11 protein-coding genes are annotated in these 13,299 nt (G+C 62.8%); 1 reads left to right on the forward strand and 10 read right to left on the reverse strand.

All coding sequences use genetic code 11. The features are described 5' to 3' along the window. Nucleotides 1-105: 105 nt before the first annotated feature. The 10 genes from ACSSNI_RS06685 to ACSSNI_RS06730 form a co-directional block, all read right to left on the reverse strand. Nucleotides 106-807 (reverse strand): phosphoglycolate phosphatase, encoded by a 702-nt coding sequence (locus ACSSNI_RS06685; RefSeq protein WP_148923807.1) that lies wholly within the window; start codon nucleotides 805-807, stop codon nucleotides 106-108. Further along, nucleotides 804-1,478 carry a ribulose-phosphate 3-epimerase gene (gene rpe, locus ACSSNI_RS06690; RefSeq protein ID WP_148923808.1) on the reverse strand — a complete coding sequence of 225 codons (675 nt, stop codon included), beginning with the start codon at nucleotides 1,476-1,478 and terminating at the stop codon, nucleotides 804-806. The genes ACSSNI_RS06685 and rpe overlap by 4 nt, the downstream gene beginning before the upstream one ends. Nucleotides 1,479-1,579: 101 nt before the next feature. Continuing rightward, on the reverse strand, nucleotides 1,580-2,860 hold the full coding sequence (gabT, locus tag ACSSNI_RS06695; RefSeq protein WP_200636416.1) for a 4-aminobutyrate--2-oxoglutarate transaminase: 1,281 nt from the start codon (nucleotides 2,858-2,860) through the stop codon (nucleotides 1,580-1,582). Between the two features lie 158 nt (nucleotides 2,861-3,018). Continuing rightward, nucleotides 3,019-4,479 carry an NADP-dependent succinate-semialdehyde dehydrogenase gene (gene gabD / locus ACSSNI_RS06700; protein WP_234484364.1) on the reverse strand — a complete coding sequence of 487 codons (1,461 nt, stop codon included), beginning with the start codon at nucleotides 4,477-4,479 and terminating at the stop codon, nucleotides 3,019-3,021. 19 nt (nucleotides 4,480-4,498) lie between these two features. Beyond that, nucleotides 4,499-5,326 (reverse strand): ABC transporter permease, encoded by an 828-nt coding sequence (locus tag ACSSNI_RS06705; RefSeq protein ID WP_159969131.1) that lies wholly within the window; start codon nucleotides 5,324-5,326, stop codon nucleotides 4,499-4,501. 64 nt (nucleotides 5,327-5,390) lie between these two features. Further along, a complete protein-coding gene (locus ACSSNI_RS06710) occupies nucleotides 5,391-6,644 on the reverse strand; it encodes an ABC transporter permease (protein WP_159969132.1) in 1,254 nt (417 codons plus the stop codon). A 78-nt stretch (nucleotides 6,645-6,722) separates the two neighbouring features. Next, entirely contained in the window at nucleotides 6,723-7,754 is a 1,032-nt protein-coding gene (locus ACSSNI_RS06715; protein WP_148923813.1) for an ABC transporter substrate-binding protein, read from the reverse strand. A 54-nt stretch (nucleotides 7,755-7,808) separates the two neighbouring features. Further along, nucleotides 7,809-8,918 (reverse strand): ABC transporter ATP-binding protein, encoded by a 1,110-nt coding sequence (locus ACSSNI_RS06720; protein WP_200636412.1) that lies wholly within the window; start codon nucleotides 8,916-8,918, stop codon nucleotides 7,809-7,811. Between the two features lie 204 nt (nucleotides 8,919-9,122). Then, nucleotides 9,123-9,752, reverse strand: coding sequence for a response regulator (locus ACSSNI_RS06725; RefSeq protein ID WP_148923815.1), 630 nt, complete (start codon nucleotides 9,750-9,752; stop codon nucleotides 9,123-9,125). A 4-nt stretch (nucleotides 9,753-9,756) separates the two neighbouring features. After that, the gene (locus ACSSNI_RS06730) at nucleotides 9,757-12,180 is read right to left on the reverse strand and encodes a PAS domain-containing sensor histidine kinase (protein ID WP_200636410.1); all 2,424 of its coding nucleotides are present in this window, start codon (nucleotides 12,178-12,180) and stop codon (nucleotides 9,757-9,759) included. Nucleotides 12,181-12,284: 104 nt separating this feature from the next. On the opposite strand from ACSSNI_RS06730, the gene ACSSNI_RS06735 reads away from it, so the two are divergent. Then, nucleotides 12,285-13,298, forward strand: coding sequence for an alpha/beta hydrolase family protein (locus tag ACSSNI_RS06735; RefSeq protein ID WP_200636408.1), 1,014 nt, complete (start codon nucleotides 12,285-12,287; stop codon nucleotides 13,296-13,298). The last annotated feature ends 1 nt before the right edge of the window (nucleotide 13,299 follow it).

Genomic DNA, 13,299 nt, shown 5'->3' on the forward strand with positions numbered 1-13,299 from the left:
CGCGCCAGCGCCAACGGGCCAGGGCCTTGATGACATTCATCCACTGTTTGCGGGTGACCACCACGATCTGATCTCGGCTGCAGGGTTCAAAAGACAGAGGCCACACTAGCGCAGCCCCGAAACCGAAGCAACCAGCTCGCGCAGATCGTCAAGCACCAGCGCCGGCTGCTCGTGAGCGATGGGCTCACCGTGGTTGTAGCCGTAGGTGAGCGCCGCACAAGGCACCGACGCCGCCTTCGCGGCGCGCACATCGTTGCGCGAATCGCCAACGAATAGGGAGGCATCCGCGGACACCCCGGCCTCACGCATGACCCAAACAAGGGCCGCTGGGTCAGGCTTTTGCTGAGGCAGTGTGTCGCCACCGATCAACCATTGGAAATAACCCGCCAGACCCTTCTCTTCCAGCAACGGCTCGATGAACTGGGCCGGCTTGTTGGTGATGATCGCAAGCTTCACGTCACGCTCGCGTAACCAGTCCAGGCACTCGCGAACGCCGGGGTAGACCGTGGTCAGTTCGTGTCCACCTGAATAGGCCTTCATGAACAGCGCCAGCGCCTCGTCGGCCAGCTCATCAGCTACACCCTCGTGTTGCAGCTGACCGGCCAGCGCGCGACGCACCAGCACCCGCGAGCCGTTGCCCACCCAGTCACGCACCCGATCAATGCCGGCGGGCTCACGCCCCAGCAACATCAGCATCTTGTCGACCGCGGCGGCCAGGTCCGGCACCGAATCCATCAGGGTGCCGTCCAGGTCGAACATCACCAACCGCGGCAGCTGGCCGTCGAACAGTTGCTCGAGACGGGTCATGGGCGTGCCAGCGTCAGTTCGGCGCGCATCTGGTCGATCACGGCCTTGTAGTCGGGCTGATTGAAAATCGCCGAACCGGCGACGAAGGTATCGGCACCGGCTGCGGCGATCTCACGGATGTTCTTCGGATTGACGCCGCCGTCGATCTCCAGGCGAATCTCGCGGCCACTGGCATCGATCAGGGCACGCGCTTCGCGCAGCTTATCCAGGGTATTGGGGATGAATTTCTGCCCACCGAAGCCGGGGTTGACGCTCATCAGCAGGACCATATCGACCTTGTCCATCACGTATTTGAGCACGTGTAATGGAGTGGCCGGGTTGAACACCAGGCCGGCCTTGGCACCGCCGTCCTTGATCAGCTGTAGGGAGCGATCAACGTGCTCGGAGGCTTCCGGGTGAAAGGTGATGTAGCTGGCGCCGGCTTCCAGAAAGTCGCCAATCATGCGGTCTACCGGCTTGACCATCAGGTGCACATCGATGGGTGCGGTGACGCCGTGCTTGCGCAACGCCGAGCAGACCATCGGGCCAATGGTCAGATTGGGTACGTAGTGGTTATCCATCACATCGAAATGGACGATGTCCGCGCCGGCGGCCAGCACGTTGTCCACTTCCTCGCCCAGGCGGGCGAAATTGGCGGAAAGAATCGAAGGGGCGATGGCGAACGGCTGCATGACGACCTCGGGTAGCACGGCAAGATGCCGCGCATTGTACCCGAGGGTCAGGGCTGCGGCGCACCTGACATCCGTTGCGGATGCCGGTGCGCCACGCGCGATCAAGTCAGCTCGTCAAAACACTCATTGATTATGGACAGGCCGCGCTCAAGCAGGTCGTCCTCAACGGTGAGCGGCACCAGCACCCGCAGCACGTTGTAATAGGTGCCGCAGGACAGCAGGATCAAGCCCTTGTCCCGTGCCTTGGCGACAATCTGCGAGGTCAGCGCCGCCGCCGGACGCGCGTGATCGCCCTCCTCGAACAGCTCAATGGCGATCATCGCGCCGAGCCCGCGGACTTCGCCGATCTCCTTGTGCCGCGCCTGGATGGATTTGAGCCCGGCGGTAAGCTTCTCGGCCACCGCCTTGCAGCGGTCGAGCAGCTGCTCTTCCTCGAAGATATCCACGACCGCCAGCGCCGCCGCGCAGGACAGCGGGTTACCGGCGTAGGTGCCGCCGAGCCCGCCCGGCGCAATGGCGTCCATGATCTCGGCCTTGCCACACACGCCAGCAATCGGAAAACCACCGCCGACCGACTTGGCAAAGGTGGTCAGGTCGGCGACCACACCCATCTGCTCCATGGCGAAGAAAGTGCCGGTGCGCCCGGCGCCTGTCTGCACTTCATCTGCAATCAAAAGGATGCCGTGCTCATCGCAGAGCGCACGCAGGCGCGCCATGAATTCCTTCGGTGCGACATTGAAGCCGCCCTCGCCCTGCACCGGCTCGATGATGATCGCAGCGATGTCGCGCGGCTCGGCGTCGTTCTTGAAGATGCGCTCGATGCTGGCGATGGACTCGTCAACACTGACGCCATGGATCGCGCAGGGATACTGCGCGCGGAAGATGCCGCCCGGCATCAGGCCCATGCCCGCCGAGTAAGGCGCGACCTTGCCGGTCAGGCCGAGGGTCATCATGGTGCGGCCGTGATAAGCGCCGGTAAAGGCAATCACGCCGGCGCGTCCGGTGGCGGCGCGGGCGATTTTCACCGCGTTTTCCACCGCTTCGGAGCCCGTGGTGACCAGCAAGGTCTTCTTGGCGAAATCGCCAGGCACCCGCGCATTGATCTTCTCGCACAGCTCCACGTACGGCTCGTAGGCCAGTACCTGGAAGCAGGTATGGGTCAGCTTATGCAGCTGGTCTTCCACGGCCTTGATGATCTTCGGGTGCAGGTGACCGGTATTCAGCACGGCGATGCCACCGGCGAAATCGATGAACTCGCGTCCTTCGACGTCGACCACGCTGCTGTTTTTCGCATGGTCGGCAAAGATCGGGTGGATCTGGCCGACGCCACGGGGAACAGCGGCGACACGGCGTTGCATCAGGGATTCGTTGGTCTTGCTCATAAGCTCCTCGGTAGCCGCTCATCGTCGGCACGGGTCATGAAGAACGCCAGGCAGCGAGCGCGGCAGCATACGATGATCGACTGCCGCACCTTCCCAGGCGTTCGGATTACAGTAAAACTCCGTGCATTATTTTGCACGCCTGTTTTTGGGTCGTCCGGTCAAATGCCACCCAAACACAGGTATTTGATTTCCACGTATTCATCCAGCCCGTATTTCGAGCCCTCGCGGCCGAGGCCAGAGGCCTTCATGCCGCCGAACGGCGCCACCTCGGTGGAGATCACGCCGGTATTGATGCCGACCATGCCGTACTCCAGCGCTTCGGCGACGCGGAACACCCGGCTCAGGTCGCGCGCATAGAAGTAGGCCGCGAGCCCGAACTCGGTGTCATTGGCCTGCCGAATCACCTCGCTTTCATCGTTGAAGCGGAACAGCGGCGCCAGCGGACCGAAGGTTTCCTCGCGCGCCACGGCCATCTCGGCGGTGACGCCGCCCACCAGCGTCGGCTCGAAGAAGTTACCGCCCAGCGCATGGGGTTTGCCGCCGGCCAGCAGGGTGGCGCCCTTATCCAGCGCGTCCTGAAGATGACGCTGGACCTTGGCCACCGCAGCGGCGTCGATCAACGGGCCGGTGGTGACGTCCTCCTCCATGCCGTTACCCACATTCAGCCGCGCCACAGCGGCGGCAAGCTTATCGACGAAAGCGTCGTAGATGCCGTCCTGTACATAGATGCGGTTGGCACAGACGCAGGTCTGCCCGGCGTTGCGGTACTTGGAGATCATCGCGCCTTCGACCGCCGCATCCAGATCGGCATCGTCGAAGACGATAAACGGCGCGTTGCCGCCCAGTTCCAGCGAGAGCTTTTTCAGCGTCGGTGCGCACTGCTGCATCAGGTGGATGCCCACTGCCGTCGAGCCAGTGAACGAGAGCTTGCGCACGACCGGGTTTCCGCAGAGTTCGGCACCGACTTCGCGCGAGGTAACGGCATCGGCGGTGATCACGCTGAACAGCCCGGCCGGGATGCCCGCGCGCTCGGCCAAGGCGGCCAGTGCCAACGCTGAGAAAGGCGTCTGCGGCGCAGGCTTGAGTACCATGGCGCAGCCGGCGGCGAGCGCCGGGCCGACCTTGCGAGTGATCATCGCGCTGGGGAAGTTCCAGGGCGTAATCGCCGCGGTGACGCCGACCGGTTCTTTTTGCACGAGGATGCGCTTGTCGCCGGCGTGGGCGGGGATAACATCGCCATACAAGCGCTTGCCCTCCTCGGCGAACCATTCCAGAAAAGAGGCGGCATAAGCCACTTCACCCCGAGCCTCGGCCAGCGGCTTGCCCTGCTCGGCGGTCATGATCTGCGCCAGGTCTTCCTGATTCTCCAGCATCAGCTCGTACCAGCGACGCAAGCGCGACGCTCGCTCCTTGACGGTCAGCGCGCGCCAGGCCGGCTGCGCGGCCTGCGCGGCCTCGATGGCGCGGCGGGTTTCGGCGCGCCCCATGTTCGGGACCTCGCCAACGAGCTCGCCGGTGGCCGGATTGAAGATAGCGGTGCGGCCGTCCGCATCGGCATCGCACCAGTCGCCGTTGAGGTAGGCCTGCTGGCGCAGCAGGCCGGGGTGGTCGAGTTGCAGGGTCATGGAAGCGTCCGGATTAAGCAGGTTGTTGAGTGCGCATCTTCTCGGAGCGGCCGCGCAGCCATTCCAGGGTCAGCAGCAGTGCGATGGAAAAGCCGATCAACAGGGTGGCTGCGGCGGCGATGGTCGGGCTGAGGTTCTCGCGGATGCCGCTGAACATCTGCCGCGGCAGGGTGATCTGCTCGGGGCCGGCGAGGAACAGCGTCACCACCACTTCGTCGAAGGACGTGGCGAAGGCAAACAGCGCACCGGAAATCACCCCCGGAGCAATCAGCGGCAGGGTGACGCGGAAGAATGTAGTTATGGGTGAGGCGCCCAGGCTGGCTGCGGCGCGCACCAGGTTCTGGTTGAACCCCTGCAGCGTGGCGGAGACGGTGATGATCACGAACGGCACACCCAGCACCGCGTGAACCAGGATCAGCGACAGGTAGCTATTGCCCATGCCCAACGGGGCGAAGAACAGGTAGCTGGCCACCCCGACAATCACCACCGGCACCACCATCGGCGAAATCAGCAAGGTCATCACCAGGGCCTTGCCGCGAAATTCGCCGCGGGTCAGACCGATCGCCGCCAGGGTGCCGAAGACCATCGCCAGCGCCGTGGCGGCCGGGGCGATGAGCATCGAGTTCTTCAGCGAGCGCATCCAGTCGGCCGAGCTGAACAAGGTTTCGTACCAGCGCATGGAGAAGCCTTGCAGCGGATAGACGAGAAACGAGCCGGAGTTGAACGACAGCGGCACGATCACCAGCACCGGCACGATCAGAAACAGCAGCACCAGCGCGCATAGGATGCGCAGGGTATAAAACCAGACGCGTTCGATGGGCGACATGTAGGGGCTCAGCATGGAAAGTTCTCCTGCCCGAATTGGCGAATGGCTTGCGGTGATTGCCTGGTCAGTGCGGTCATGCTCAGCCCAGCCTCAGGCGGCTGGCGCCGACCAGCCAGCTGTAGACGATGTACAGCAGCATGGTCGCCAGCAGCAGCAGGCCGCCCAGCGCCGTGGCCATGCCCCAGTTGATGGTGGTGTTGGTGTAGAAGGCGACGAAGTAGCTGACCATCTGGTCGTTCGGGCTGCCGAGCAGCGCGGGCGTGATGTAGTAGCCGATAGAAATGATGAACACCAACAGGCAGCCGGCGCCCACGCCCGCGAGGGTTTGTGGAAAGTACACCCGCCAGAAGCTGGCGAAGGGGTGGCAGCCCAACGAGATCGCCGCACGCATGTAACTCGGCGAGATATTCTTCATCACGCTGTAGATCGGCAGGATCATGAACGGCAGCAGGATGTGGACCATGGCGATGTAGACGCCAGCCCGGTTGAACACCAACTGCAATGGTTCGTCGATCAGGCCCATCTTCAACAGCGCACCGTTGATCAGGCCGCTGGACTGCAGCAGCACGATCCAGGCGGCAACGCGCACCAGAATCGAAGTCCAGAACGGCAGCAGCACCATGATCATCAGCAGGTTGCTTTTGCGCGCCGGCAGGTTGGCCAGCAGATACGCCAGGGGATAGGCCAGCACCAGACAAATCGCCGTGATTACCAGCCCCATCCAGAAAGTCCGGGCGAAGATGTCCAGGTAGACCGCCTGATCAGGCGATACCGATGCCAGCTCGCCCATGTCGTCGATGCGGTGATCGAGAGCGGCCAACAAATAATAGGGGGTGATTGCGCTATCGTTGCGGCGAATAACCTGCCAATAGGCGGGGTCGCCCCAGCGCTCATCGAAAGCTTCCAGCGCCTCCTTGTAGGACGTCGGCGCTTCCTTGAATGGGAGCGCGCGAGCTGTCTTGGTCATCAGGCTGCGGAAACCGGCCTGTTCCATGTTCAAGCGTTTGGACAGATCACCCAGCGACTGGTTTTGCCGCGCCTCCTGCAGGTCTTCGCTGAGGGCCTGATAAACCGACTCATCCGGCAGGCCGCGGCCATCCCAAGCCGTGATTGCCTCGACTGTGCGCGGCAGGCTGCCCACCACCTCCGGATTATCGACGCTGCGCCAGAGCAGCGAGGCGATCGGCAGGATGAAGGTGAGCAACAAAAACACCAGAAGAGGCAGGATCAGCGCCTTGGACTTCAACCGGTTCATGCGTTCGGCACGCGCCAGCCGCCGCTTCAGGTTGGGCTCGGCGAGCTCGGGAACAGGCAAGGAGATGGCAGTAGCCATGACGAACTCCGCAAAGTGTCAGATTCCAGCGGCGCATGGCCCGCCTCAGGGCAGGCCATGCAAGGGGGCCAGGCTTGTTTAGCGCGCAGCCCAGGCGTTGAAACGCTGTTCCAGCTGCTCGCCGTAGTCGGCCCAGAAGGTCACGTTCATGGCCACTTGGTTGGCGATGTTTTCTGGCGTCGTAGGCATGTTTTTCAGCAGCTTCTGATCAAGCAGCTCGACCGCTTTCTTGTTTGCGGGACCGTAGGCGATGTTTTCCGAGAAGGCTTTCTGCTGCTGTGGTTGCAAGGTAAAGCTGACGAAATCGAGCGCTGCCTTCTGATCCTTCGCACCTTTGGGGATGGCCCAGGAATCGAAGTCGTAGATGCCGCCGTCCCAGACCACTTGCAGATTGCTCTCATCCTGCACTGCAGCAATCCGACCGTTATAGGCGCTGCTCATGACCACGTCACCGGAGGCCAGAAACTGCGGCGGTTGGGCGCCCGCTTCCCACCACTGAATGCTGGGTTTGATCTGGTCAAGCTTCTTGAAGGCGCGGTCCTGCCCCTCTTTCGTCGCCAGCACCTGGTAGACGTCTTTCGGTGCAACGCCATCGGCCATCAGGGCGAACTCAAGGGTGTACTTGGCGCCCTTGCGCAGGCCGCGTTTGCCGGGGAATTTCTCCGTGTCCCAAAAATCCGCCCAACCACTCGGTGCGCTGTCGAGCTTGTCGGCGTTATAAGCCAGCACCGTGGACCAGACGAAGAAGCCCACACCGCAAGGCTGTATGGCACCTTCGATGAAGTCGTCCGGGTTACCCGCTACCGCTGGATCGATTTCCTCGAACAGCCCTTCATCACAGCCGCGTGACAGCTCGGGCGATTCAACTTCCACGAGATGCCAGGACACGCTGTTGGTATCGACCATGGCCTTTACCTTGGCCATCTCACCGTTGTATTCGCCAGCGATGATCTTGTGGTCGGTCTTGGCTTCGAAGGGTTCATTGAAGGCCTTGATCTGCGCCTGCTTGTTGGCCCCGCCGAAGGTTACGGCGGTGATATTTTCCGCCGAGGCCTGGGCAGCGCACACCAGTCCGATGCTCAGGGCAGTCAGTTTCAGAGATTTCAGCATTGTGATTCGCTCCATGATGCGGTTGAAAACAGCTTTCTTGCTTGCTCGCCCTGCTTATGCCGCCTGCAGCGGATCCAGCGCACGGACGTGTTCCACTTGCCAGCCGATCGGCACGACATCACCAACCGCCAGGGCGGGATCGAATTCTGCAATCGGTTGCTTGACGAAGAAGTCGCTGATGCCGCAGACCTCGAGGCGAATGCGGATGTGGTCGCCGAGATAGACGAACTCGGCGACTCGCCCGGTGAAGCGGTTCGGGCAATTGGCGCTGGCACCGTTGAGGCGCACCCGCTCGGGACGTATCGACAGGTTGACCGGGGCGCCAGGCACGCCGACCTTGACGGCCAGCGCCTCGACCCGCTCACCGCGGCCCAGCTCGACGGTGCAGTTGTCACCGTTGCGGCTGACCAGCCGCGCCGGCAACCGGTTGTTCTCGCCGAGAAAGTTGGCAACGAAGGTATTCGCCGGCCGCTCGTACAGCGCCCGGGGCTCGTCGATCTGCTGGATCTCACCCTGATGGAACACCGCGACCCGGTCGGACATGGTCAGCGCCTCACCCTGATCGTGGGTGACATAGACCACGGTCACACCCAGGCTTTGGTGCAGATGCTTGATCTCCATCTGCATCTGCTCGCGCAATTGCTTGTCCAGCGCGCCCAACGGCTCATCCATCAACACCAGCTGCGGCTCGAACACCAAGGCTCGGGCCAGCGCCACGCGCTGCTGCTGGCCGCCTGACAGCTGCGCCGGGTAACGATTGCGGAAACCTTCAAGCTGCACCATCGAGAGCGCGCGCTTGACCCTTTCCTTGACGTCGAGCTTGGGCATGCCACGCACGCTGAGAGGAAAGGCGAGGTTCTCCGAGACTGTCATGTGCGGAAACAGCGCATAGTTCTGGAACACCATGCCCATGTCGCGCTTGTGCGGCGGCAGCTTGTTGATCGAGCGGCCGCCCAACAGGATTTCACCGGCAGTGGGCGTCTCGAAGCCGGCCAACATCATCAGACTGGTGGTCTTGCCGGAGCCTGACGGACCGAGCAGCGTGAGGAACTCACCTTTACGGATATCCAGGTTCAGGTCTTTGACGATCAGCGCTTCGCCGTCGTAACTCTTCTGGATGCCACGAAAGCTGACCAGTACTTCGTTCGCTTGAGAATCGAGCATGCCGCACCTGTGATCCGTTGTTCCGTGGCCACAGGTTAGGAGCCCCACGAGCCAGCGCACATCGGCAGATGGGAGTGAATACACTCAGCGAAACGGAGAGGCTGTTGTAGGGATTGCCCTACAAGAAACCTGTCGGCAGATGCAGACCCGGTTTGCATCAGGCGCGTAGCACCGTCGCCAGCGGCCTCGTGCTTACCGTCCAGGTCAGACCAGCTTGTGCTCCATGGCATAGCGGACCAGGTCGGCCACGGAGTGAGCAACCAGCTTCTGCATCAAGCGCGCCTTGTGCGTGCTGATGGTCTTACTGCTGAGGGCCAGCTTGGCCGCGATGTCGTTGACCGAATCGCCGTGTACCAGCCGCTCGAACACCGAATACTCACGCTCCGACAGCAGTGCGTGGGGTGGCCGGGAGTCTGTGAGACCGACCTCGAAAACCATGCGATCCGCCAGCTCCGGATCTATATATCGGCCGCCAGCGGCAACCTTGCGCACCGCGGTCAGCAGCAGCGCCGGGTCACTGTCCTTGGTGGCATAGCCGGCGGCACCGATCTTCAGCGCCCGCGCCGCCATCTGCGCCTCGTCGTGCATCGACAACACCAGAATCGCCGGCGGCTCGCTCAGCGCGCGTATCCGCGGTATGGCTTCCAACCCGTTGACGCCCGGCATGGAGATGTCCAGCAGGACAACATCGCACGGCGTCTGCCGCAGTTGATCGAGCAGTTGCTGACCGTTGCCCGCTTCGCCGATTACCTGCATGTCCTTGGCCAGTCCGATCAGCTGCTTGATCCCCTCGCGAACGATGGTGTGGTCCTCGGCGACGATTACCCTAATCATGGCGCTAGCTCTCCAATGTACTGATCAGAACCACAGGCTCGACCGGGCTGTCATCCAGTGGCACCGTGACATGAATCGAGGTGCCCTCGCCCGGCTGGCTTTCCAGCAGCAAGCTGCCCCCGAGCATCTGGGCTCTCTCCTGCATGCCCACCAGGCCGAACGACGGTCCCTGGCGGCCCTGCTGGACCACGAAACCCTCGCCGTCATCGCTGATGCTCAAGCACAGCATATCCCCTTGCTGCTGCAGGGTGAGGCTCACGGTTTGTGCATTGGCGTGACGCATGACGTTGGTCAGCGCCTCCTGAAGAATGCGGAACAGGCCGACAGCCTTGGCATTGCCAAGTTGCGGCGGGCATTCCGGCACCTCCACCAGGCAGGCGATCCCGGTGCGCTCCTCGAAGCGCCGCGCCTGCCAGTCGATGGCCGATGCTATGCCGGCGTCCAGAATCGGCGGACGCAAGGCGGTCGCGACGTCGCGCACCTGCTGGAACAACTGGGCAATGAGGCGTTTCATGCCTTGCAAGCGTGCTGCCAAGCCGGAGTCGAGCTCGGCAAAGCTGATCTCACACATGGAAATTTCCAGTTTCAGAACCGTAAGCATCTGCCCCAGCTCGTCGTGGACCTCCCGCGCGATATGGGCTTTTTCTTCCTCGCGCACCGTTTCCACATGCGCCGCCAGCTTGCGCAGTTGTGCCCGTGACGCATCCAGCTCCAACTCGATTCGCTTGTTATCGGTAATGTCCCAGACGATGCCGTCCCAGACCTGACGCCCCTCCAACTGCCCACGCACCGAGGCGCGGATGTCGGCCCAGCGAATCTCGCCGGAACGGGTCAGGATCCGCCCCTGCCAGTACCAGTCGCTCATGCTGTCGAGTGCCTGCTGCTGGCTGCTCCAATAGCCCGGCTCGTCGTCGGGATGCACCAGGCTGCGAATGCCGCGCCCAGGTTGCAACAACAGCTCCGCCGAGTAGCCAACCAGACGCTGGCTGGCCTCGCTGATGTAGGCAATGTTGACCGGAGCACCGGCGTCCTGTCGCTCCAGACGGAAAACCAAACCCGGCACGTTGCCCGCCATGGCTTTCAGTCGCACCTCACTTTCTTGCAGCGCCGCACTGGCGCGGCGGCGCTCGGTGATGTCGGCAAGGAACAGCACCAGATACTCCTTGCTACCCAGGCGCAGGAAGCTAAGCGTTACCGCTGCTGGAAACCGCCCCCCATCGGCGCGCTGCCATTCGCACTCATGTATCTGGTGATCCTCAACGCCGCTGCGCGCATCACGCCAGAGCTGCATCCAGCCATCCATGCTCATGCCCGGTTCCAGCGCTTGCAGTGGCTGGTCGAGCAGACTGTCGGAGGCATAGCCGAGCAGTTCAACGGCCGCCTGGTTGGCATACCGGACGTGGCTGTCCCAATTCAGCCAGAGAATGCCGACGGTACTGTGATCAAGGCAGAACTGCGTCAGCCGCTGCGCCTCTTCGGCGGCGGCGCGCGCCTCGATGTCCCGCCGCGCCGACTTCAATCTGCTTTCCAATAGCCCCTGCTGGCGACGCTGCCATACCAGCATGGCTACGGTTGCGGCCAGCAGCAACGTCAACAGCAGGCTGAGACTGCGCCAGTAACTGATGCGGCGCGACTGATCGATGCTGCGCGACTTGAGCCATTGCTCCTGCAACTGGCTGAACTCGCGGGCGGGGAAATTGCGCAGCGCCTGGTCGATGACCGCACTCATCACCGGGCTGTCGCGGCGCGAACCGATGCGCAGCAACAAGGGGTTGCCCAGATCGCCTACAACATCGAGCGATGCGTATTCCGCTCGCTGCGAGAGGCGGCCGTAGAGCGGCTCATCGACCACCGCGAAACGCACGCGCGCCTCGAGCAGCTGACGCAGCGCTTCGAATTGGCTACCTACTTCAAGAACCGGCTGGCTCGGGTAGTTGCTGCTCATGTAATCGGCCACCGAGCCGGGCCCTTCCAGCGCGATCACGTCATTACTGTCCAGGCGTTCGAGGTCGATTGCACGGGGACCATTAAGGTCGCCGATAATCAGCCTTGGCACCCTCAGAAACGGGTCACTGTAACGCCAGATGCGCAGCCCTTCCCGCGTCTGTCGCAGCCCCGGCGCCAGGTCGATTTGATTGGCACGCATGGCATCATCCAGCGCTGCCTCGTCGACGAACCGGTGCCATTGCAGGCTGACGCCAAGGTTATCCGCAAGTCGCTCGATGAACTGCACGTGAAAGCCGGACAGGCGACGTTGGCGTTGGTCGTATTCGGCGTAAGGGGGCGCCATTACCACACCCACGCGCCACTGCTGATGCGCCGCCAGCCATTCCTGTTGCGCGTCGCTCAACGGCACGCTCGAAGCCATTGCGGGCGGTGCGCTCAATGCAAGCAACAGGCAGCAGCAACGCAGCAGAAATGACACCATAAGCCTCACGAGATCGGCGGTAGTGCCGAAACGCTGTTTTAGTGCATCTGTGCCGCCCGCGCCAGCATCACCGTGGCCCGGGCGCGCGAATATCAGGAAAACCAATGTTCCGAGCGCGCGTTTCAACTCGTTTGGCGGCCGTCTTGTTCGTCATCTTCAGCAGTCCTGTGATCAGCGCCGCCGATGAGCCGGCCGAGGCGGAGGCCGCCCCGGCTCCGGTGGCTGCTGATCGTCCGGTCCTGCCCTCGCGCAGCGAAACCATGGCCGCGGACCTGTTGCGCCAGCTGCCTGCCAGCGAGTTCGTCAGCCTGACCGCCAGTGGCACGGACTTCGTAGCGCTTTGGCGTCCCGCTAATGTTGCCGAACCCAAAGGCACCATTATCTTGCTGCCCGGTGAGGGTGAGAGTGCCGACTGGCCACGCGGCATTGGCCCGCTGCGTCGTAGCCTGCCCGACCACGGCTGGCATACCCTGAGCCTGAGCCTGCCGGACTCGCCGGGTTTGGTGTTGCCGATGGCCACGGAGCCAGCGCCGGACCAGCCGATCGACGCGCCCGAAACCGTGGCAGAACAGCCCAGCGAAGATCCGGCGCCAAGCGAGGCCGGCTATCTACCCGAAGAAACCGCGGCGGCGCCAGGCGAGCCAGCAGTTGACGATTCCGATACGCAAGCCCCCGCCGAAACGCCACCGATGAAGCCCGACCATTCCGAGCAGATCAGCGCTCGTATCGAGGCGGCCTTGGCCTTTGCCCGCAGCAAGCAACCAAAGGCGATCGTGCTTTTCGGCCAAGGTACAGGCGGCTATTGGGCCGCCCGCTACCTTCAGCAGGAGGCGCCGCAAGATGTCAGGCATTTGCTGATAGTCCAGCCGCGTCAGCCGAATGGACAGGAAGAACCGCTTGCGCAGCTGGTGCCGCCCCTCAAGCTGATCACCGGCGACTTCTACTATAAGGATGTAACCAGCGACCAGCAGACGGCTCGGGAGCGGCTGAACGCCAGTCGCCGGATTCAGCACCCAGCCTATCGACAAGTCGGGTTGCCCCGGCAGACTGGCGAACGCCAGACTGATCAGGAAGTCCTCGTTCGACGAGTCCGCGGCTGGCTCAAGCGAGAAACCTAAG

The organism is Stutzerimonas tianxiuensis (assembly GCF_053470365.1).

Coding starts and splice junctions, on each gene's coding strand:
- ACSSNI_RS06685 (WP_148923807.1), bottom strand. CDS start 807: ATGACCCGTCTCGAGCAACTGTTCGACGGCCAGCTGCCGCGGTTGGTG.
- ACSSNI_RS06730 (WP_200636410.1), bottom strand. CDS start 12,180: ATGGTGTCATTTCTGCTGCGTTGCTGCTGCCTGTTGCTTGCATTGAGC.
- ACSSNI_RS06705 (WP_159969131.1), bottom strand. CDS start 5,326: ATGCTGAGCCCCTACATGTCGCCCATCGAACGCGTCTGGTTTTATACC.
- ACSSNI_RS06725 (WP_148923815.1), bottom strand. CDS start 9,752: ATGATTAGGGTAATCGTCGCCGAGGACCACACCATCGTTCGCGAGGGG.
- rpe (WP_148923808.1), bottom strand. CDS start 1,478: ATGCAGCCGTTCGCCATCGCCCCTTCGATTCTTTCCGCCAATTTCGCC.
- ACSSNI_RS06715 (WP_148923813.1), bottom strand. CDS start 7,754: ATGCTGAAATCTCTGAAACTGACTGCCCTGAGCATCGGACTGGTGTGC.
- ACSSNI_RS06720 (WP_200636412.1), bottom strand. CDS start 8,918: ATGCTCGATTCTCAAGCGAACGAAGTACTGGTCAGCTTTCGTGGCATC.
- gabT (WP_200636416.1), bottom strand. CDS start 2,860: ATGAGCAAGACCAACGAATCCCTGATGCAACGCCGTGTCGCCGCTGTT.
- ACSSNI_RS06735 (WP_200636408.1), top strand. CDS start 12,285: ATGTTCCGAGCGCGCGTTTCAACTCGTTTGGCGGCCGTCTTGTTCGTC.
- ACSSNI_RS06710 (WP_159969132.1), bottom strand. CDS start 6,644: ATGGCTACTGCCATCTCCTTGCCTGTTCCCGAGCTCGCCGAGCCCAAC.